The organism is Motilimonas eburnea (genome assembly GCF_021295345.1).
GTDB lineage: Bacteria > Pseudomonadota > Gammaproteobacteria > Enterobacterales > CBDFNC01 > Motilimonas > Motilimonas eburnea.
In genome coordinates, this window is record NZ_JAIMJB010000002.1 from 341,919 (window position 1) to 364,258 (window position 22,340).

Consider the following 22,340-nt stretch of genomic DNA (forward strand, 5'->3'; position numbering starts at 1 on the left):
TTATTCTTCCTCAAATAGTCCGGACAACCAGGTTTCTTCAACTTCATTTTCTTTCATCGCCTGACTCAAACCCTGGCGATAGTATTGGGTAAATTGCTCGAGCATCTTGAGCTGCTGTTGCCCCAGTAATTGCGGTAACGGCGTGCTTTTTCTCTGGCCCTGCATATCCAGAACCATCAGTTTCCATGCTACCGCATCAAGAGTCTCGGCGCTCCAATCAGACTCTTCACCTGCCAGTTGAGCCATTTGAATTTCACTGCTTCTTCCTCCACGGAAATGAAAGCCAACCACACCGTGCTCAACAGACTCGGAAGGCTCCATACGCGCTCGGTTCTCTGTCATTCGAAATGCCATGGTCCGAGTAAACGAGCCAAGTATCCCTTTGATAAAACGAAAATCCCCCACACCACTCAAACGCTCTTCCAGGTCTGTAAGTTGGTTCGCTTGAGTTTGATTGAAACCATCGGTCAGCAGGAGGTGCTTGCGGCCTTCCTCGGTTTTTAAGTCCTGCCGTGCAATGCTGACAATGGCGCTAAAGCGTTGCGCTAGAATACTGACTAACACCGGCCCTTGAGGATCCCAAGGGAATAGCTGGTTCCGATAGTTTTCCCAAAATGTAGCGATGGCTGTCCGCGTTATTTCGTATTCCTGCCAGTGCTTCACATTCCGCTTCAGTGGGATCATCTCTCGCGTAATAAACAGTGGCGTATCTAATAAAATAAGCTGTGAGGTTTGGCCATTCTTCAACTGCCTTTCAACTAAGGCATAGGCCTGGCGCATCTCAACCAAATCAAGCCGTTTTCGCTGTGCTTCAAAGTCGATATCGTCCAGCTCTGCGATAGAATCACTACCACGTGTGCTAACGCGATTCGCATCGATCAGCATATCGGTGCGCACGGCCGCCGAGGAATAAATGAACCCACCAAGCGCCTTCTTGATACAAGAGTTGGTTGCTACACCAGAGACTGTCAGATCAATGGTGGCGGGGCGGTCGACTGCTTTTACCAGGCCAGCATCCCTGAATATTGGTGCTACAGACTCAATATCGCGGATCTGCTTAAGTAGGCGTCCTGCGCTACCAGGTAATCGAATTTGGCTTTCGACAGCGAGCGACTGAGCAAGGCTACTATCTCTCATAAAGGGGCCTCCTCTTTTAGGCGCTCCAGGTATGCTTCATAGGGCGATTCTTTCAAGACAATGACTCCTGTGTCGGTCAAACCTGCATCATCGATTAACCCCAACACTTTCAGGCGTGCTATCCCTTCAATGATGTTGCTCTCAGGGATTGAGAAAAGTGATAGCGAGCCTTGAGCCAGGTCTGTAGATAGCTGATAAGCAGTATTTATTCCCCATGCTTGCATACAGAGCAGCAGGGTGTAGTCGGTTGGCTCCAAAGTAACGTCTGTCGATGTTGACGCTTTTAAACCATCCTCAGAAGCGCTACCAGCTAATTCGAGTAGACCTTCTAACCAAGCTATCGTGTCATCAGCGTGGTCAAGTAATGAGATAGACCAAAGCGGAAGAGTGGTTATCGCAAATACACCGGTCCCATTGTGCTGCTTAATAAAGCGCGTGTTTACCGAGTAATCGGTCCATTGATGACCAAAACTGAGGTCGAAGTCTCCATCTTTTCCAGCGATGCTTAAAGTCACTTCTGAGCTGGTGGTCGTTGGAATAACGCCATCATTTGAGCTGGCCATATCTTCACGATTGGCTATCTGCCAATCCAATCGCTCAAACACCTCACCCGACTTAAAGGGGGGAATCAACAGCAGTGCGCATCCCGGTTGGCATGCCCATTGCCACCATGTGGCTTGTTCTGTATTGGATCGCTCCTGGAACTGTTGCCCATGCATCAACAGAAGCCCATTGGCTGGCAGTTCATCGGCAGGTTGCGCATTCAACTGGGAGATGAAAAAGCGCCCATGACGATGATTAGCGAGATTGGACTCTAGATAAAGATTCATCCTTCTCCCCCGAATGCTATCTGAACTCGAAGGATGCCTTTGTCAACTAAGGCCTGCTGCTCTTTCGCGGTCAATGATGGTTGCTGGTTCTGAGTGAGAGCCTGGGCAACTTCACACCAGCGTGAAAAATTGATGTCGGTTCCCTGTAACAGAGTTTTAGCACGGTTTTGCCAAAGTTGATTGCGTAGATCAAGCTCGACGTTAAGGTCATGCAAGGCATAGCCCTGAATGTCGTGTTCCGTCAGCGGTTCAATCTTCTCCTCAGCCATTGCATGTAATAAGGGATTGATAAGCGGCCGTAATTCGGTATTGATTTTATCAAGCTGCTCGTTGCGGTAACGATCAATCGTGTTTTCAAAGTCACGTCGCAGTTTACCGCCCAATGCCGTAAGCTGTTGCTGGATAGCTTTTAGTAGCTGGTCCGGTACATCTTTAATGGCAGCAAATTGGCCACGATGTGATTGATCAACATAACGACTACGAAGTGAGTCTACCTGTTCATCCATACCATCGAAGCTATCCTTAATAAGGACAAGCTGGGTTTGTAACTTGAGAAGATCACTTGGGTGTTCTGGCTCAGGGTAATCTGCTGGCAGTTCATCACCAAGCTTATCCAGAGCCCGTCGAATACGTGCGTCTATGTCACTAACAGTTCCCACAGTCGTTTGGTACTGCTGTAGAAACTGGCGATAGGTCTGAAATATGTAGCCGTTGATCTCTTCAGGCGCTTTCACTGCGCCGCTCTGCAAGTCGTAACCCACTTCTTGGGCGAGTTGTTCCATCCGCTCTGAAGCTTTGTCTAATTTCAACTTGCGCAGGTAATGCAATAAGGTATCAGAGCTACCCGAAGATTCTTTTTTCTGTGTCTGTGTAGCACTACCGCCCTCTAATGCCCCATCGAGTATGTTGGCGATGGTTCGCAAAGACAGTGTAAAAATCCGGCGCGGGAATGGCGCTTCTGAGTTCGGGTCCGCCTCAATTTCCCCAAGAAGAAAATCTACGCGCTGGCGTATGGCGTCAGCCCAGCTTTGAACCTTTTCGGCGAACAAGCGTGCCTGCTCAATGCGGCTGTAGAGTGACGTATGCTGATCTTCTAAGGAAATGTTACGGGTATTCTCTAGCGTCACCTTAGGTAAGGGGTGCGGATAGACTTTGCCTAACTCTCTCAATATCAGAGAGCGTCGCTTCAGTATTTCAGGTAACGCAATAACGGTCTCTTCCAATACACCATTGAGCGTTTCTTCCTGAAGCTTAAGATCATTAAAAGTATTGGAAGTGCGTTTTAACGCATCAAGTGCTTCGGTAGTCTCGGTACCCTGTGGTGATTTGCCCTTGGGCGAGAACAGTTCGGAAATACGACCTTGTCCATAGACCAGTGCCAACTGTTCAACAATGGCCGGGTATTCATCCACGCCATCGCCGGTCAACCAGTTATTGGCTTCAGTAATTGCACTTTCTAGTTCAGAGCGTGGCACAGGTATGAAACGGGGTTTCTTCACTGTGGCATCTTCAATTTTCAGCAAGTTCAACTGAGAGCACCACCACATCCAGTCATCAAAGACGGTTTTTTCACCCACTCCATTAGCTGACCATTGATAGCCCCAATACCAATGCTGCTTGGCCTTCTCAAGAGTCCACTGCTGCCCTTTCTTAGGGTCTGCGATTGCAGCCAGGAAAGGTGGTATTGTGGCTTGCGCGTCCGCTGGTTGGTCTAAATCGCGGAATAAGCCTGCGTGCTCATTATGACCATAGCCTTGCGCTGTTACCTTGCTACTCACGGTTAGTCGACCAAACAAGCTGCTAACTTGCTCTGCATCTAAACCATGATCAGGCGTCAAACCATGCAAACCACCGAGAGAAGGCTGTTCGATGGCCAATAGCTTCCATGCCAGGAACAACATCTGGCGATCATCAGTACTGATTTTTGCTGAAGGTCTCAGTGGCCAGGCAATCAAGCCACGTTTGTTTAATCGCTCCCGCCATTGGTGGATACGCTGATAAGCAAAGTCACGAATGCCGTTGAGGCGCGCTTTGAATTTACTGGTAAATATCTCTTCCTTAAGAACTAAACCACCACAGAAGCTTTTCTGTAAGCCAATGCGCTCCAAAACATCCACTTCACTGGTATTGAGGTGATAAAGCAAAATATTGTCTTTGAGCTTCTCTGCCTGTTCGTCATCTTGGCTAACGTACCAATCATTCACCGCCACCGAACCAGTAAAAGCCATTACCGGAATACGCCCTTCACTATCTGCGCTTACGCGGCCCACCAGCTCATTAAGTTGTTTAAGCTCTTTTACGTTGTTGACCCAGGCAAACCAAGCCTGGCCTTTGGGGTGCAATTTCAGGCCATCACAGAACTGCAGTCCACCCGTACCTGTCCGACCCGCTCCTCGCGGTGCCATCTGGATCGCTAGCTTTTCCTTATTGGGGTACGCAGTTTCGTTGTATTGCCACTGTCGGTCCAGCAGGCGGAATAGTCCCATCAAACGTGGCTGAGCGCGTTCCAGAGGGTTCTTGCTCCAGGCTAGGCCAGCCTTGTCCATTGCTTTTTCGTGCTCAGCGGCAAAATCTGGGTCACGGAAGATCATCGAGTTATGTTGCTGACTGCGATAACGCAGATCCAGCCGCAGCAACATCGCGACACTAGGGCCAATATGGGTACCCTGGTCATCTTCCAGCTTGTGTTCTTCACCGATAAAGCGAGACCAGAGCGCATCAGCTGCAAACTCGGCGGCCGGGTGGTTGTAAAGCAAACTGACTAGCAGTTTGAACTCGCTGCGTTGCAGTGGAATGAGTAAGCCATCGGCCGACATGCCTGTTTCTGCTACGGCAAAGGTTTTAAGGTTTTGTAGCAGCGCTTTTAGGTTTAGCCCTTGATCGACACTCGGGTAAATCCACTCCTCTTTGTCACGCCGGAATTTTGCCGCGGTTAAGGCTTGGCGACAGTCTAGTTCCGACCACTCAACTTTGCGGTATAAGCTGACAATGCTGTCATCATATTCATTTTGAAGTGGCAGCAGCTCACTTATACGCGGATCAGCCCCAGAAAGTGATAGTGGCAACTGACCGAACAATAGGTTGCGGGCGAGAGTTCTTAACCCGTGGTCTGAGGTTTTGATCCCCTCAATGGCATTAGCATCTAAAACATGATCGGCAACGCGACCAGAAGCGTCGAGTACGGCGTCGAACAGCTCGCCTACAGCAGGAAGGGCTTTGCCTGAATGAACGTAGCTTTCTAGCACGGTATCAACGTTTGCCATGATGACGTTGAACCAACCAAAGTTGGAGCCACTCATGGCGTAAGCAGCCTCTACCAGTCCGGCTGGATACTCAAAGCGCAGCTTACTTTCGTTACGAAGCTGCGCGACGTAGTCTGATACATCGGCAAAAGCGTTATGCTCCAATTCCACTAGCTCGAAACGTCGGGCGGTTGATTGGATCTCTCGTAGTTGCTGTCCCAGCAGTGGAGAGCAGAGTGCGACATAACGCAACCAAGGGAGTTTACGGCGAGGGTCTTCTTCTTTGATGGCTTTACCAATCAGTCGAATTGCCTGGCCGTCTAACTGCGAGGCTTCATCACGCTCCAGGCCGAAGGTGGCAGCTTCAGCCACGGTTTCCAGTTCGTCCAACACCACCAATACGTACTTAATGCCGAACTTACCTAGATAAGAGTAAGCCTGCTGTACCAAGTTGGTGACTAGCGTATCGTGGTAATACAAATCTTCGTCGCTGTGTCCCTTTTCTAGCTCCAATGCACCTGCGAGCGCTTCATGGTCGAAACCTAGCGGTTCCAGGCGCTTGAGGGACTGTTTGGCGATCTCACTTTGGATGGAGTGGTCAAAGGCCTTAGTAGCTAGCGGCAGCAACGCTTTATACAGACCATAACCGAACCAGTTATCGGAGTTCTGAAACTCCGATGCTACCTGTGAGTAGCGGATATAGAGGCTCAAATACTCATCACGCATAGCCTCATCATCAAACAGTTGCGCTTCAACGAGAGTTCCCTGCTTATCGCGCACATACCAGCCTTTGGAACAATCGTTGATTTGAGCGACCAGCTCATGCCCCAAACGCGACTTACCCTTACCCCACTCGCCTTCAACGGCAAACACGTGGGCAAAGTTGTCCTCGTCGTGGTCAACGGTTTTGACAAAGGTGCGGTAGCGATTAAAAAAAGTACTTTGGCCCACCAGCGGGTCGCGCGGAGGGTAGTCGGACACACCGGTAGCGGCCCAGCGATGCTCCTTGAGCGCCTTCGCGGCATAGTCAGCAATATTGGCTTCTTTTACTTCGTTCATTATCCATTCACTCCAAATTCAGCATCATTTGCCGCTGGCTCAAGCCGCACTGGCATCCATCGTGTCAACAAGTTTACCTCCTAGTGAGCTGCGATCATTGCGCCACTGCACCGCCTGACTGCGTATCGCTTGGCGTAATGGGCGGGCATAGCGAGAGAAACTCGGCTGTCCTTTGCGGCCAAAGCAAGCATCGGAAAAGTCAGGATGGATCCGGTAGTAACCTTGTTCCCCAGAAAGTCCCTCAACATAGCGCCAGACTTTGAGATTAAGCAGTTGGCTAATCACATTCGCCAGCCCGCTATTCAATTCGTCACTGGTAAGTCCAGCAGGAAAGATTCCCATATTTAGGCTGCTGAGGATCTTGCAAACAAACTCACCTAAATGACCGCACAGCAACTCATCGCCATCACTACCCGCGACCAACACCTGTATCTCGGACGGGTTTTGCGGAGACTGTCCTGCTGGCAGTTCCAGTAGCAGTCCTCCAGCGGCTTCCACTTCCCAGATGTTTTGCTCATAAAGGATCAGCGATAGCAAGTAGGCCCAGGGGTTAGCCAAAACCCACTCCATAACGGCCAGGTTCTGATCTTTTTCACTGAGTTGATTTAACTGGGTCGCCAAAGGTTGGGCACTAGCCCCGCTTAGCAGGTACTGAAACTCACTGGCTTTATGCCCCGGTTGCTGTATCAAGCGTCCGCGACACCAGTTGATATCGGGTCGCCCACCCAGCATATCGACGGCATCGATAGTCGATAGGGGTTGCTGTTGCCACTGGTTAATTAAGCTGGCAGCTGCCAGTACGCGTACCAAAGCGGGTGTGGTTTGATTCTGCTCCACACCGGCCCCAAGCAGGTTTCGCTCCAGGGCCACATATTCCGTTGGTTGGAGCGTCGGCGCTCGCTTGTGCTCCAAGCATGCTGCGACCCAAGCAGCAGCCCCGTTAAGCTGACTCACCGAGCGGATTAACACTTGCTTGTCCGCCAGGGTACCTGCCTCATGACAGCGCGCCGCCATTATCTGGCACCAGGCAGTGCGTAGCTGTTCGTTGGTAGCTAATATGGCAGCCACCAACTCTTGGTCGCTATTGAGTTGCTGTCGCACCTGCAATAAACGCTGGCTAATCACCCAGTTTTTACCGTTGGCACAAGGGTGCGCCAGCCCCGGGAGTAACTGGTTCAAGTCCTCACTAATGGCGAGGCAGGAGCCTTTCTCCAGAAGCTGGGTTAAGGGCCTAATTAGCGTTTCCAGTGGCATTGCAACACTCCTTGTTACTCGTCCAATTGCTGACTTTGAGTCAGCAGGTCGTACAGCTGATCGAGATCGGGGAAAAGTTTATCTCCATCACCGTCTAACACGTTGATGGCAAGGCGAGCTAAAACCTCGCGATCCAAGCTGCTGTCATCAGCATCCAAGGCTACTTGGGCATCGATAAGTTGCTGTTCGGTGACGGCTCCTTCAATAAGAGCTTCAACTAACAGCTTCGCTGATATGACTAGTTGCTTAGAAGCTGTTGAGGCGAGGTGCGAAGAAAGCAGTTTTTCACCCCACTCGGATACAAACGCTTCACCAAACTCTGGTATCAAAATGTTGAGTGGTACATCATCATCAATAGCGGGGTAAGCACTTCCAGAATTCCAGCGCATCAATTGGTGTGTCGCATCATCGCCTCTCAACCATGCGTGGAAAAACGCAGCCTTTTCTAACGATGAGAAACGAAGCACCGAAAAACCTGATGTAGCTACAATCGGTAATGGTGAATAGTCTTCAGAAACGAAAGCAACATTCTTCCGGTTAGGGCGAACTGTAGATACTAAGACGTCTCCCATCTTAATACCTGTCTTTGCTCGTGAAGGCGCCTCTTCAGTTTTTACAATTGATGGATCAATAGTTCCGTTAGAGATGTTGAGCCCACCGATCTCGAAATAGGCAAAATGCTTAGATTTCTTGTCCCAAGCCGATTTCACCAGCGTACACTTTGCTCCAAGCCGATTGCACCCGACTGCCCTCATTTTTTGGTCGAGCTCAATATGGTCTGGATGATAAAATGAGGCATCTAGTCGCAGCGGATTTAACTCTGACCGTTCGGCCGTGAAGAACTTATTCTCATATCTCGGCACCTGACTTAAATACAAGGGTATTTCGGTCTGCGCTTGAGCTTGCACTTCCTTCGCCCAAGCCCTTAAGCGCTCAGCCTGACGAACTTTATCGCCGATGTATTTTTGAACTTCACTACTCGGTTTGTAGGCTAGAACTGATCTTGCATCGTTTACGCCTAAATACTGGATAATACTACCAAGAGAGAACCTTTCTAATTGACTGCGACCGAACTTGCTATAAAGAAAGGCACAAATGTAGTCTGAATCAAAAGTGCCATTTGGACGGACACCAATAATGTGCTGTGTAATGTTTGCTCTTGGCATCCATTCGGGCACTTTGGCAATCTTTTCTCCAACGCTCGCTTTCACAATCAAAAGGTCACCAGGCAAAACTTCGGAACTACTCAGCTCCTGGTGAACATCTGTAGCTAGATGAGCAAAGTTATCAGTGATGACTTCAAATTGACCTACGTTACCTACTCGAAAAAGAGGGACACCTTTCTTTAAGTAGAGATTGCTTGGCAATTTTGAACCAAAAGGACCAGCAAAAAACTTACCGCAAGAACCGAGCAGTGCCGTTGCAACCGTTGATAGTTTTTGCTCAACATTAAGATACTCAGGGCGATAGAAGTCTGCATCTAGTCTATTGGTATTTATTTGTTCGGGTTCCGCTCTAGAAATAAACATCACTCACCTCGCTTATAAGCACCGACAATCTTATCCAGATGGTTCGGCACACCAGTTGAGTAATCTTCAGCATTGTTCTTAACTACATATCCCAAGGTCTCAGCGACGGCCATAAACACATCGGTTTGTGGCTCAGGCTTAAACAACTCGGGGTTATCATCGCGAGTTTGGCGCTTCTGCAGGTACAGAATTGATGTTTTTGCCCCAGTACCAGATAACTTGAAGGTATCGGCTGGCAGCGAAATCACCGCCTTGACGATCGCTTTACCGTTAACAAACTCTCCGGTCTTCTCATCCTTCTTGCCCATGATGTACTCGCGTACATAACGGTCGCCAGAGTTACAGAGAATTCCGTCAGGAAGAACGATCATCAGGCGGCCACCAGGTTTCAATAGCTGTAGGCAACGGTCGATAAACAGTACTGCCGGGTCAATGGAGCCACCTTTAACCTGTTTCCACTCGCCTTGCTTGTTAGGTTTGCTACCTAACGCTAGGCCTGAACTGGTAGGCTCTTCCAGTTTGTACTTGGCCTTTTTTCCCGTTGATACATTGCGCAGATCGGTGCGGTAACCCGCCCACAATGGTTCGCCGCTGTCATCGGTGTAAAGATCGCCGATGTCTTCCCAAGTCATCTTGGTGTAGTCGTAGTAAGCGTTGTAGGGCTCGGCTTTCAGCTCTGCATTACGGAAGCCACCAAGAGTCTGCTCCATCATGGCTTCGTAGTGCGCTTTTGACTTCTTTCCTTGTTCATTTGTCTTGAATTTAGGGGTACCAAAAGGCGGGTTGGTGCAGATCAGGTTCATGCTGTTGGGCTTGAGCGCCCGTGAGGTCAGCGAGTTATCGGTGTAGAAGATCTTCGCCTTTGGCGCCCCCTGCAGCGCCATATTAACGCGTGCTAGCATGACCATGCGTGGTGCGGAATCAGCGCCGATGAAAGCCTCATCTCGCATCAGTTGCTTCAGAGCCTCTCGCTCAGCATCTGGCAGACCCGCCATGGTATCAATGACAGTATCGATGCGACTAAGAGCAACAGAGCCAAAGCCGAATGACCCGCAGGTAGGGTCAGCAAAGCGAAATTCGCCAGCCACCAGCTCCTCTACAGTCTTTTGGTCTTGCTGAATATCGTGAAAGGCGATTTCCAGCATTGCTTGCTTAACTGGGTTCGGGGTCAGGTAAACACCCAGGCCTCCTTTAGATTCGAAGTTGGCACGCAGGAACACATCAAAGACTCGGCCCAGTACATCACCCGAGACATCAGCTAAGGTCCCTCTGTCTTCAAATACCTTTCCTTCAACAACCTTGCCTTCGTTGGTCGTGACAGGGCCCAAGTTTTGGATAGCCTCTAGTAAAAAGGCATAGTTTTCGTGGCGCTCCAGCTGCAAATGGGTCTTAGCATCAAAAATGGCACTTTCTACTCCGTCATCGGTGACTACGACATAGTCTGGATGACTCTTGAAATGGTCAAAGGCAGCCTGAATTTCAGCTACAGCCTCATCCTCTTTACCTGCTACATAGTGGTAGTCGAACACCTCGCGGAAATTTAGCTCCTGACCATTGCAAGGAAAGGTAATGTCCGCTTTGTGATGAACACGGAAGCTTTCCAAAAACAGGAATTTTGCTACTTCGACAATGATGTCATTTTTATCGGATACGCGGTCTTTTACGGTTTGGTAGACCTGCTCGTGGAACGCATCCAATTTGTGCATCAGTCGAGTGTAAGTTTGCATCGACCAACGTAGCGTCGCGTTCTTATTCAGGCGTTCATATTCGCGAATGATGTTGATGCCAGGGATCTCATCAACTGAGTGGGTACCATCGGTACCATCGAGACCGAATAGTGCAAAACAACGGCTATTGGCAGGGTCAGTCAGTTCGGTGAATACTGGCCAGTCTTCATCGCCCATAGTTGCTAGCAGCTCGTAAGCCAGGTTATCCAGGTTGGCTTCGTAGGAGTATTCCCAGTGCCCTTCGTCCAAGGCGATTAGCAGGATGCGTGGGGTATCGTTACCTTCTACTGAACCCCATACCAGTCCTGCTTGCAGAAACTCGTGCTCACTTTGCAGCGGCTCGAACTCGGTAAATCCCGCAAGGTTGTATTTACTGCGAAGCTCAGCAAAGCGTGCGTTGAGATCCATAGTGTTGTCGGTCATTTCTTTGTCCTTCAAAGTAGTTTCACCATTGGCCCTATCATCTTCAGGTGGGGGTGGGCGGAAATCGCGGCTCTTAGCATCGGCTCTGTCGCGAGCAAGCCAGCCGGTAATCTGTTTTTAAGTTGAGCCAGTGGCAGTTGTTTACCGGCAATCTGAACAATTTTCGCGATCTCTTCTGAGAGATCAGGTTCATCTTGTTCGCTGTTTTTTTGTTGTTGAAAGCACTCAAGGCCTTCGCTATTTGTGTCTCTAGCTATGGTTGGTTGGCAGTAGAGCCAGAGTTTTAGTTGAGACTGCTCCCAACCCAGGTCTTGCCAAAGCAAGGGTTGACCTTGCCATAGCGTGTCCAGAGTTTGCGCTTCGTTGCCTAAGCTTTTCAGTAACTGGGTTAAGGCCTGTTCATTCTCGACGTGATTCATCCGTTGTCCTCTAGCTGGCTACCTTCGCTATTTAAAGTGGTTAACTCTGGATGCACCTGGCGAAACACGCTGCGCATAGCATCATCTATTTGGGTCAGCTCGGCTTGAGCGCCGGCTCTTTGTTGCTGAAGCTCTATCAACCTCTGGTGCCAATCTTGTGCTGTTGCGTCTTCGATTGGAGGTACTACGATTTGCTTGAACTGCTCAGGCTGGACAAAACGCTGCACGGTGCCGGTAGCAAGTCGGGCGATCTGTTGACGAACCAAGTGGGTTTCCAAAAGCAGGGCATAGGCACCAGGTGTCCGGTGGAAATTTAGAACCGCAAGCTGTTCGCTAGCATAGGCTGAGCCTGATGATGCGTTTGAAAACAGCCCCACCTTGGGGTCCTGGACAAAAGTGGAAACCACAACCGCCAAAGGGTTTAGCGGCTGGCGGTGAAAGCGCCAACGGCTCTCTTCAGAGGCCTGGTTATCTCGCTGAATATCCAGTTGCCCCTTTACGTCGCCAATTTTGATTATGGGGAGTTCTGCATCGGTGCTGGATTTACTTTTCGGGTTTACCTCAGCCAGGTGCGATAAAGGTACGCACTGGTATGTGTCGACCAATTGGCGGCAAAAGTGATTCTGCTCTGCAGCAACATAACTCAAAGTATGGTCAACATCCCTCACGCCAAAGCGTTTAGCAAGCAGCCCGTCTGTCCGCTCAGCCATTAGGTGCTCAGGGATTTTGTCCAATAACCAGTCTGCAATATCTTTACGCAGCTGTTGCAGTCGTTCGTCAGCTAAACCGATACGTTCATAGTGTTGCCAATATTGGTCGGCAAGCTTATCAAACGCAGTTGGCCGATCGGCGATGGGCATTGACGACAGTTGCTTTAGTCCCACGCGGGTCATCGCAACGATTGCGCCGGGTTCTTCAAAGTAGCTTCTGTAAATTGGTTGATTCAGGCAGTAAGCCAGCCACGCCGACTGGCGCGGATTTAGTCCGCGCAAGATAGCGATATTGGCATCTACTGGGTGGCGACGGTGATAAGAGGAAACTAAAGCAGCGCTAACTTTCCCTACTCGACGCACTACTATATCTCCTGGCGCGATACAGGCATTCAAATTATTCAATAAGGGCGGTGCCATCACCACAGCATCAACGTTCAGTTGCATTTCATCTACATGACGCATGCGGTAGTAGCGACGATTTTCTATCGTCTCACGATACTGTTGTGCACGTTGTTGCTCTGCAGGACCCACAGAAAGCCGCTGGTACTCATGGGTAACGGGATCGCGTTTGGCCGGATCTCGCAGTTCGACTTCCCTTAGGTACCAATCTGATTCTATCCGGTCGCTAAATCGCCAACCGTCCAAAAGCTGACCATCAAGATCTGCCACCGTTGCCCACTCTTCACCTACTCGCCGCAGCACTGCTGCCGGAGATAGGTGATAAACAGGCCGCCAGTCATCTGCGGACACAAGCTGTTTTGCTGGTGTGAATTGATGGTTCATGGTCAAGCTCTCTTGCTCTGATGTTCCTTACTTTAGTGCTTCAATTTTTTTGTGTCAAACATTTTCAAAAAATCACATTGCGAGTTTAGACGCCAAAATAAATATATATTTCGAATAATCCTTGAACAATCTAGGGAAGGGTGTTTAGTATAAATTAACGTTGCGAGTATAGATGCGTTTGCTCGTGGTTCAAAAAATAGACTAGGAGAAACTGATGAAGATCATTGCTGGCCTGGGTTACGATGACCGCCTGCCTAATCATTTACCCGAGCACTACAATTCTCTGCTGTGTGGGGAGCAAGGACTTATTACCGAGCTTGAATTTCGCGCTGGGGTCGTGAGCCCAGAAGGGTCTCAGGCTGCGCGCACTGTGGCTTACTTAAAAGCACTGAAAATCGCCGATGAGGGAAAGCGATTCTATAGCCAGTCATTGCATGTTGACCCAATGGCCAGTGCTGAATCATTGCTGGCCTGGCGAGACTGGGCCATCCTCCATGGTTGGCAACATGATTCAAGAAGCGCTGATAAAGGGCGCATGGCAGACTTAGCAGCTGTTGAGGAGGGATTCGAAAGTATTGGAAGTTCGCTTGGCGAACGCATTTACGCTCTTCTCCCCAGGCTCAACCTGCTGGCTTCAGGTGTTACTTCGCTTGAGCTTCACCACCCGCGCTTCAGTTGGCCTGCTCTGTATCAACACCTGTTCGACTGTCTGGAAAGCGCTGGGGTTTCGGTTACGGAAGTGTGCATGGCAATCTCGCCGCAAGCGCCAGCAGACAGCGACCTGGGTAAGCTTCAGCGCGCACTGAGCGGTGAATACCAAGGCGCACTCGGCCTGCAACAGGATGGAACGCTCAAATTGTTTTCTGCTGGAAGTGAGCAGCTCGCAGCCGAATACGCAATTCGAGAGGCAAATGATGCGACATTGATCATTTCCCGAGGCGGGCACCACTGCTTGGCTGCAGCTATTGGTCAGCTCGGAGGGAACAACGCTGGGCTTGGTGACCTCTCCACTTTTCGTGCGCCAAACCAACTTTTACTGCTAATGCTTCAGTGCGCTTGGCAAACTCCATCGGCAGAAGTGTTACTCCAATATTTATCTTTGCCTGCGGGGCGCTTTGGACGTTTGCGTCGAACGCTTGCCCGACGATTTCGCGATCTCCCCGGATTCGATCGCAACCACTGGCAGAGCGAGATTGATGAATTCGTAGCTGCCACTCTTGCTGATGACCCTGAACAAGATGAAGCTAGCTTGCGCAGCGCCATTGATGAATGGTTGCCGATCTGCCTGTGCCCCAGTGACGATGCTATGTCCATCGAGCTAGCTGTCTCGTTGACGGACCGAGTTGCCAAGTACTGGAATGCAATGCTCAGTATTTCGGAGCAGGAGCAAGCCATAACTATCTTTTCTGCGGCTTATGCTGCTGCAGATGCGGTTAGCCAGGCGCTGCGAGAGTGGCCGGAAAGTGACATAAGCAAGATCCAGCTAAATAGATTGATCACCATGGTGTTGAGCGTTGGCAACAGCCGCTTACGTGGTAGTCGAGAGACATCCTGTTTTGATGTGGTCAGTAATGCTGAAGTCACACAACTGCGGACTCGTTCAATTAGCAAGATAACCTGGATAAACCCGGAGGTCTCTAACCTGATTGAAGTCCCACCGCTATCGCAAGAGGAATTGAGTGGTATCCCTTTGGCACCCGACCCATCGCAACAGGCAATCTTAAAGCAGCAGGCTTTGGCTCGAAGTCACGCGCCATTATTGGCTGCAGAGCAATCACTGACACTCATTGCGACCCATTCGAATCCAGAGCTGTTGAAGTTGCAAATTGGCAGTTTGGTGGATGCAGACACTTGGCCACCTTTGGAAGATGCGATCCTCTGCAATGAAGGTATTGGAGCATCAGCACAGCCGGTGAATGATACCCCATTGCCAGAAGCGCAGCGCTGGTGGTCGCTAGATTGTCCAATTCCCGTACCTCGCTCTGTAGAGTCGTACAGCAGCCTGGCAACTTTGGCACTCAAGCCTCACGAGTACGTGTTGAAATATGCTGCTCAGATCCGTGAAGGGTCAATTGAGTCGTTATCGGCGGATGTGCGTTTGAAAGGTAACCTGGCACACCACTTGATCGAAGCCTGGATTAATCAGCATCCATGGACCGGTCAGCCGATTGCTCGCAGTGATATCAGCGCCTGGTTGGACAGTCAGCTTCCGGTAATGATCAGACAAATCGCGTTACCACTGGCACAGCCAGGGATGCAGGTTGAACAATTGAAGTTTCAGCAGCAGATGTTGGAGGCCATGGATAGGCTGCTGCAGGCGATGGTTGCGGCCAAGGTTATTCGAGTAGAGCCGGAGTGCCAGCTTGAGTATGACGATAAGCTCGGCAAGCTGGTCGGAACCATGGATATTTTTTGTGAGTTCGATGATGGGCGCTTCGCCATCATTGATCTGAAGTGGGGTGGATACAACAGGTATCGCGAAGAACTCAAGGCTGGACGCCCGTTGCAGTTGGCGACGTATGCGCACATTGCTGAGGGTAATGGCATTCGGGCGCTTGCCGATGCTGGCTATTTCATCCTGAGTCGCGCCGAGCTGTTATGTAATAGTGCTTTGCTATTTCCAACTGCAACGGTTGTTGAGCCAGAGGACCCAACGTCATTGAAGCACACATGGCAGCAGTTTGACGCAGTCTTACGTTGGCGAATTGAACAACTCAATGCTGGACAAATTGAAGTGACTTATGGCTGCGCTGCCCCTGATGACGATTCAACACCACCAAACGACACTGTAGACCTTGTCTCCATGGAAGACAGTGCGCGAAAAAGCGGAAATCGCTCTTTTAAAGCAACATACAAGACCGTCGATACCTGGCGCAATCTCACTGACAACATCAAGGAGCACTAATCATGACCTTACACTATACCCAAGCTAGCGCCGGCTCAGGCAAAACCTACAGTATTGAACATGATGTTGCGGATAAACTGGAGCGCGGGGATCTGTTATCTAGCGAGATCATTGCGGTTACTTTTACCAAGGACGCAGCAGAAGAGCTAAAGGGCCGGATCAGCCAAGCGTTGATCGGTCGCAATAAGTTAGAACTTGCCACCGGAGTAATATCTGCTCGCATCGGGACTGTTCACAGCGTATTCGGTCAACTTCTTTCAGACTTCGCTTTTGAGCTCGAACTCTCGCCTGAGCAACGTGTAATAGATGATCAAGATAAACAGCTGGTGCTTGCTGAAGCGCTAGATGGTTGCCTTAGCTTGGCTGAAATCAAATCCCTCAATCAATTAAGTCTCCGCCTTAGCGTCGAGGATTGGCGAGCAGACGTGCTTAAAATCATTGAATTGATGCGCACCAATGCCATGCTGGCCAGTGACGTAAATACGTTTGCCCAAACCTCAATCGCTGCACTGCAACGCCATCTTCCTACTACTAGTCCGGGGGTTACTGAAGCGGCGTTCATTCAAGCCCTTGAGGATGCGGTGCAAAAGGCCAGGCAGGTCGTTAAACCAACCAAGGGGCTTTTAGGTGCTGTTGACGCTTGCCAACGAATCCTTCGCCAGCAATCTCTAACGTGGCAAAACTGGGTAAGGGTGAGCAAGCTCAAACCAACCAAAATGGGCGAGCCCATCTTTGCACAAGCAATGTCCATGGGGCTAGAAGTGCTTAAGTGCCAAGCTTTTCAGCAGGAACTTACCGAGTTTATTGCTCTAGTATTTCAAGCAGCGCAGAAGGCAATGGATGCCTTTGCTGATATCAAGAAGTCTCGGGGTCTGATTGACTTTGTCGATCAGGAAAATCTGGCTCTTATTGCCATTGACCATCCTGTCGTTCAACAGCGACTCAAAGAGGAGGTCCGCTACCTGATCATTGATGAGTTTCAGGACACTAGCCCTTTGCAGCTCGCTTTGTTTTCCAAAGTATCTGAGCTGGTTGACGATGTCCTCATGGTTGGAGATGCGAAACAAGCTATTTATGGATTCCGGGGCAGTGACCCTAAGCTCACGCTGGATGTATTGGATTATGTCCAGCAGGGTGGCGGGCAAACCAATACGCTCTCCAACTCTTACCGTTCGCGCTCAGGTTTAGTTGAGCTGACCAACGAGCTTTTTACTGATCCGTTTAGCCATCTTTTAAAGCCGGACCAGGTACAGTTGACGCCGAATAGCTCATATTCGCTGGCCAGCGCAGAGTTAGGCTGGTGGACACTCGCTTACGAAGGCCGTAAGAGCAATGAACGTACACTTTCAGCGCTTGCCGAGGGAATTCGTGCTCATATTGAGGCTGGGGTTGAGGTTTGGGATAAAAAGCTGAAGAGACCCCGCCAAGCAATGTGGCGTGATTTGGCAGTGCTTTGTCGCGGTAATGCAGAAGCTGCTGAACTGGCGGGCTACTGCGCTCGGATCGGCATCCCTGTGTCACTAGAGCGAGCTGGTCTGGTAGAAACACCAGAAATCAGCCTGGCTCTGGCCTGTCTACGCCGCTTGATTGACCCATCAGACTCTCTAGCAAGCGCGGAAATACTAACGTTAAATACGGGGGATGGCCCTGAGCAGTGGCTGCAAGGCCGTTTAGCTGCAGTATCAGCTGAAGAATCTTGGAAATGGAATAACACTGCGCACCCTGCATTAGAGCGGCTGGCCAGCGCGCGTGAAAACGTTGGGTTGTTCAGTATCAAAGAAGCCCTGGATACAGCTATATTGGCTGGTGGCGTTGCTAATACGGTTTGCCAATGGAACGAAGGAGCCAAACTGACCGAACATCGACTTGCCAACCTGGCCCAGCTTTCCAACTTAGTGAGCGACTATGAAAGCCATTGTTCGGCGCAATTTCTAGCTGCTACACCTACAGGGTTCATCTTGTGGCTGAAAAATCAAGAGCAGCGTTTTGACGACAAGCAAGCGTCAAACCCCGGTGATGCTATCACCATCGCCACCTACCACAAATCAAAAGGGCTCGAGTGGCCGATTGTCATCTGCCATAGTCTCGACAACCCTTTGAAGGTATCTCTATTTGGTCCTCGAATTACCAGCAAAGCGTTGCCGTTTGATTGGCAGCAACCGTTGCAGGGCCGAAGCTTGTGTTATTGGCCGAATCCGTTTCCTGATCAACGAGGAAGCGATGTTCTAACCGCTCAGTTAAGCCAATCCCAAGAGTGGAAAGAGGCTGAACAGCAAGCATTGAATGAAGCTATTCAATTGCTTTACGTAGGTATTACTCGCGCGCGGGACCAACTGATTTTAACCACGATTGGAAAAGAGGATGCTGTTGGAAACTGGCTGCAGTTGCTCAATAGCAGCGCATTGCCACCAGCTCAAGGGCTTCTCACATTATCTTCCGGAGCGACACTGAATGTTGATAAGCAAACATGGATCAAACCGGATGTTCCCTCTGCGTGGACTAATACCAGGTCTCGTCACTGGTTGGCTCCCCAACTACAGTTAACTGAAGTAGAAGCCATAGACTACTTCCAGCCGGCATCGAAAGTAGCACCTCATAAGCGGAGCAGCTGCAGCGTCATGCATGACTTTGGCACTCGTATTCCACTCAACGGCAAACCCGATATGGATCAGCTTGGCTCTGTTCTTCACCATTGCTTAGCGCTTGTTCTCGCAAAGCCTGATTTGGATGTCGAGATCTTGAATGACTTGGTTAAGGCCGAGATTCCGGGCGTTGTGCAAAGCGATCACATCTTCAAACAGGGGTTGGCTTTGTTTGATTGGGTCAAAACCCAGTATCCCGACGCCATTCTCCACACGGAGATGCCAATCATGCAGATGCTTAGTGACGGTGGCCTTCGACAAGGGGCAATTGACCTGGCTGTGGAGACGGACGATGGCTGGATTGTTATTGACCACAAATCGAATCCGCAGCCGAAGGATAAATGGCTTGATATAGCGCAAGAGCATAGCGGGCAGTTAAAAGCATATCGGGACGCGTTAGAAGTTCTTTCAGGTAAACCAGTGATTAGCACGTTAGTTCATTTCTCGGTAAGTGGTGGGCTTGTAGAAGTATCACAGCTTTAAACTTTAAGTAGTCAGCTTCATTTTGGTTTGTATCAAAATCAGCTTCTTAAGCTGGCAGTTTCTCGCTTTGGAGAAACTGCCAGTGATAACTAGATCATTAGATTTAATCATGACCTCGATTCAGCGCCCCATCAAACATTCTTCCATCCACAGATCGACCTCACTTTCCACCCAAGCCACCGCCCTATCCCCTAAACTGATAGACTTTGGAAACTCTCCGTCATTCATTTTGCGGTAAATCGCCGAACGGCTTAGGGCTGTCTTTTCCATCACTTCTTTTAGTTTTAAAAATCTCATGGGTTGTTCTCCTTGTTATTCGTCATAACAGGAGTCCGCCATTAAATTTTTACTCAGAACGTTCCTCTAGAGCTCACAAGATCCCACCCGGTCTCTACTGGCATATCAATCCCCCCCTCATTCAAAATCCTTTCAGATATATGTCATCAAAGTGAGTCGGTACCACTGTTCACTTTAGGAGGCATATCATGCGAGGCACGTACTACCCACCCCACCAGCCATCGAGCTTAAATGAGTTACTTGAAACGGCAGCAGAGGCTCTTGCGCAGAAGTACAAGCGCGAAGGGACGTTCACAAACCCAAATAACGTAAAAGAGTATTTAAGACTCAAACTAGGGTCATACGACCGAGAAGTGTTTGCACTGATGCTGCTTGATAATCAACATCAGTTAATTCGATTTGAAGAGTTGTTCTTTGGCACTATTGATGCGGCAAGTGTATATCCAAGAGAAGTAGTTAAAGCAACGCTTAACGCCAATGCTGGCGCCGTGATATTTGCCCACAACCATCCCAGTGGTGATGCAGAGCCATCGAGCGCTGATAGACGCATTACCACAAGGCTCAGCGATGCCTTGTCGCTCATTGATGTTCGAGTACTCGATCATATCGTGGTGGGTGAACATTGTGTCTCTTTTACAGAAAGGGGCTGGATATGAGAAGCATTATTGCGAAATATGGCTGTGTATCTTTATTACCAGAGCTACAGCAGTATTTAGTCGCGTCAATGAGCCTAGCCGCCCTTCCCGAGCACTCAAAACGGATTGCTCTTAACTTTCGCCATTCCGACTATCACGTTAATCAAAGTGGACCTCACCCTATAGAGATCCACTTAACTAGACTAGACGATAGCCAAGTTTGGAAGATTACTACCATGACCAGCTTTTCGTTTCCTGACGACTCAAGCTCGGAATTGGAGGTCGAACTCTATTTTAACTTCAATAACCAATGGTTTTATCAACCTGATATTGAGAGGTGTGAACTGAACCGACCGGAAGTGATAGCGCTGTTCCATTCATGGCAGCGCGCACTGATGAAGGTCTTCCGCACTGGCGGTTTTGATTCTTTCGCTATCTCAACAATCAACCAATCAGCCCGTACCACAGCTTAAACCCATTCCACACCAAACAAAGTGCCGTTGTAGGGTGCTAGGAGGTCCTATGCCTGTAAAAACATCAATATTCAGTTTCGCCCCTACATGCTTACCAGTATCGAAGGAGTTTCAAAAATGCCTGGCCCAAGCGCTAAACCTTCACCCTCAAGACTTAGGTAATTACATCACGCTCAATTTTCGTGATAAAAGCTACAGCGCTGCTAATGGTGGTTTTCACCCTGTCGAGATAGCAATGCAAAAAGTGGAAGAGACGCACTATTCCATTTTGTACATTACCGACTTTAGTTATTGCGACGGCCCTTATCCAGAGCTGGAGAGAGATGTCGATTTTGATATTGGTAATGGAATGGCATTTTCTCGCTACGGGGGATGGCAAAGTATACGTGAACCCTTAATGGCGGAACTGTACGGATTGTGGCAAAGCAACTTTGTCGCTTATGTCGATATGGACGCCTACGACGAAATCAAAGTCAGTAGCCACTAAATCCCCGCTCAACCATCACGACAACAAACCAACCTAGAACCACGTCAAAAACCACATTCACTGGCACACGTGAGCACTGATGTCGCTGCTTCCCATATTGGTAAAACGGGAAGCTTGAAGCCCTTGCTACATAAGGGTTTGGCGATGTCGGTCTCTCTGTGCTTCCCAAAACACTCTTCTACAGACAAAAAAGGAAGCAGACTATGGCTGAGGTCCAAGCAATAAAGGATGACGATACTATCCGTCTGATAGGTCACCTTCTAAGTATACGCTGCAATCCGCAAATGGCAGACGTTTGGCATATTGGTTTGAACCTAGCTCTTCGGATTTCCGATTTGCTCTCGATTCGGTTTGAAGATATCCACGATGACAGGCTTATCATCCGTGAAAGCAAAACCGGTAAGTTGGCCAATATCCCACTGAACACCAAAGCACGTGAACACATTGCCAAGGTTCGGGAAAGACACCCTAACCATGTTTACCTATTTCAATCGCATCGATGCCAACAACTAAAGCATAGGGCTCCGCAGCCGATCTCTCGGCGTGCGGTGTCGATGGCGTTTCAGCAAGTCGGGCAAGAACTCAACATTGCGCTAGGTACCCACTCCATGCGCAAAACACGAGGATATTTCCTCTATCAATCAACCAAAGATCTTGGACGAGTAATGAAGATGCTACGCCACACCTCTGAGGGCGTGACGCTTCGCTACATCGGTATCACCCAAGATGAAGTCGACAAAGACTTCGTGTCCCTCGAACTGTAACTAAGAGAGGTTTCTATCATGGAACACTTACAACCTGGCGATCACCTCGTGGTCGATATCAGCAATAACACCAGCGAACAATTTGCTCGCTACGGCAATGCAAAGCATCACGGTCTCTATATTGGCGAAGGAGAGGTTATCCACTTTAATGCTCATCTTGATGAGGTCATCTGTGAGTTGCTCGATGATTTCAGTGGTGGCGGTCCTATCAACGTTAAACGTCACGCTAACTGCCCCAGACGTGCAATCGATAAGGCTCAGAGCAAACTAGGCTACAGCGGGTACAATGTCCTTTCCAACAACTGTGAGCACTTCGTTAACTATTGCTTAGATGATCACCTCACTTCAGCACAAGTGGCGGATAACTATCACGTAGGCGCTCATATCGCGGCTCGTGCAGGGCTTCTTGGGCGTAAGCGCTTAATTAACCACACATACTAAGTCACAGCCACATTTGTCATAGTGCTTCTTTTCAAGGGAGGCGCTATGAATCAACAAGATAAACGTGAATATTGGGCTGGTATGTTAGCCCTGTATC

At 49.5% G+C, this 22,340-nt stretch carries 16 protein-coding genes; 7 read left to right on the top strand and 9 right to left on the bottom strand.

The window, feature by feature from the left end; translation table 11 throughout:
* Genes K6Y21_RS03555 through K6Y21_RS03590 form a run of 8 tightly spaced genes read right to left on the bottom strand, consistent with a single transcriptional unit; the run spans nt 1 to nt 13,116 of the window.
* Nucleotides 1-1,137, bottom strand: coding sequence for a hypothetical protein (locus K6Y21_RS03555; RefSeq protein ID WP_233070363.1), 1,137 nt, complete (start codon nt 1,135-1,137; stop codon nt 1-3).
* Nucleotides 1,134-1,967 (bottom strand): hypothetical protein, encoded by an 834-nt coding sequence (locus tag K6Y21_RS03560; protein WP_233070364.1) that lies wholly within the window; start codon nt 1,965-1,967, stop codon nt 1,134-1,136. The genes K6Y21_RS03555 and K6Y21_RS03560 overlap by 4 nt, the downstream gene beginning before the upstream one ends.
* The gene (locus K6Y21_RS03565; protein WP_233070365.1) at nt 1,964-6,268 is read right to left on the bottom strand and encodes a hypothetical protein; all 4,305 of its coding nucleotides are present in this window, start codon (nt 6,266-6,268) and stop codon (nt 1,964-1,966) included. The genes K6Y21_RS03560 and K6Y21_RS03565 overlap by 4 nt, the downstream gene beginning before the upstream one ends.
* Before the next feature lie 39 nt (nt 6,269-6,307).
* Nucleotides 6,308-7,522, bottom strand: coding sequence for a hypothetical protein (locus K6Y21_RS03570; RefSeq protein WP_233070366.1), 1,215 nt, complete (start codon nt 7,520-7,522; stop codon nt 6,308-6,310).
* A gap of 14 nt (nt 7,523-7,536) precedes the next feature.
* Complete coding sequence (locus K6Y21_RS03575; protein ID WP_233070367.1) at nt 7,537-9,051, bottom strand: restriction endonuclease subunit S domain-containing protein; 1,515 nt, start codon at nt 9,049-9,051, stop codon at nt 7,537-7,539.
* Nucleotides 9,051-11,201 carry an HsdM family class I SAM-dependent methyltransferase gene (locus tag K6Y21_RS03580; protein ID WP_233070368.1) on the bottom strand — a complete coding sequence of 717 codons (2,151 nt, stop codon included), beginning with the start codon at nt 11,199-11,201 and terminating at the stop codon, nt 9,051-9,053. The genes K6Y21_RS03575 and K6Y21_RS03580 overlap by 1 nt, the downstream gene beginning before the upstream one ends.
* Nucleotides 11,202-11,212: 11 nt before the next feature.
* Nucleotides 11,213-11,620 (bottom strand): hypothetical protein, encoded by a 408-nt coding sequence (locus tag K6Y21_RS03585; RefSeq protein WP_233070369.1) that lies wholly within the window; start codon nt 11,618-11,620, stop codon nt 11,213-11,215.
* Nucleotides 11,617-13,116, bottom strand: a complete 1,500-nt coding sequence (locus K6Y21_RS03590; protein WP_233070370.1) for a restriction endonuclease subunit S domain-containing protein — start codon at nt 13,114-13,116, stop codon at nt 11,617-11,619. The genes K6Y21_RS03585 and K6Y21_RS03590 overlap by 4 nt, the downstream gene beginning before the upstream one ends.
* A 214-nt stretch (nt 13,117-13,330) precedes the next feature.
* Between K6Y21_RS03590 and K6Y21_RS03595 the strand changes: the two genes are divergently transcribed.
* Together K6Y21_RS03595 and K6Y21_RS03600 are read left to right on the top strand one after the other, a co-directional pair.
* On the top strand, nt 13,331-16,021 hold the full coding sequence (locus K6Y21_RS03595; protein ID WP_233070371.1) for a PD-(D/E)XK nuclease family protein: 2,691 nt from the start codon (nt 13,331-13,333) through the stop codon (nt 16,019-16,021).
* Between the two features lie 2 nt (nt 16,022-16,023).
* The gene (locus tag K6Y21_RS03600) at nt 16,024-19,146 is read left to right on the top strand and encodes a UvrD-helicase domain-containing protein (RefSeq protein WP_233070372.1); all 3,123 of its coding nucleotides are present in this window, start codon (nt 16,024-16,026) and stop codon (nt 19,144-19,146) included.
* A gap of 120 nt (nt 19,147-19,266) precedes the next feature.
* Here the strand turns inward: K6Y21_RS03600 and K6Y21_RS03605 are convergent, their stop codons facing one another.
* On the bottom strand, nt 19,267-19,443 hold the full coding sequence (locus K6Y21_RS03605) for an AlpA family transcriptional regulator (RefSeq protein WP_233070373.1): 177 nt from the start codon (nt 19,441-19,443) through the stop codon (nt 19,267-19,269).
* Between the two features lie 188 nt (nt 19,444-19,631).
* Between K6Y21_RS03605 and radC the strand changes: the two genes are divergently transcribed.
* The 5 genes from radC to K6Y21_RS03630 all read left to right on the top strand — a co-directional run bounded on the left by radC (nt 19,632) and on the right by K6Y21_RS03630 (nt 22,243).
* Complete coding sequence (gene radC, locus K6Y21_RS03610; protein WP_233070374.1) at nt 19,632-20,099, top strand: RadC family protein; 468 nt, start codon at nt 19,632-19,634, stop codon at nt 20,097-20,099.
* Nucleotides 20,096-20,551: a DUF2787 family protein gene (locus K6Y21_RS03615; protein WP_233070375.1), complete on the top strand. Its 456-nt coding sequence runs from the start codon at nt 20,096-20,098 to the stop codon at nt 20,549-20,551. The genes radC and K6Y21_RS03615 overlap by 4 nt, the downstream gene beginning before the upstream one ends.
* A 49-nt stretch (nt 20,552-20,600) precedes the next feature.
* The gene (locus K6Y21_RS03620; RefSeq protein WP_233070376.1) at nt 20,601-21,038 is read left to right on the top strand and encodes a DUF2787 domain-containing protein; all 438 of its coding nucleotides are present in this window, start codon (nt 20,601-20,603) and stop codon (nt 21,036-21,038) included.
* A 203-nt stretch (nt 21,039-21,241) separates the two neighbouring features.
* The gene (locus K6Y21_RS03625) at nt 21,242-21,802 is read left to right on the top strand and encodes a tyrosine-type recombinase/integrase (RefSeq protein ID WP_233070377.1); all 561 of its coding nucleotides are present in this window, start codon (nt 21,242-21,244) and stop codon (nt 21,800-21,802) included.
* An 18-nt stretch (nt 21,803-21,820) separates the two neighbouring features.
* The gene (locus K6Y21_RS03630) at nt 21,821-22,243 is read left to right on the top strand and encodes a lecithin retinol acyltransferase family protein (protein WP_233070378.1); all 423 of its coding nucleotides are present in this window, start codon (nt 21,821-21,823) and stop codon (nt 22,241-22,243) included.
* Nucleotides 22,244-22,340 lie beyond the last annotated feature (97 nt).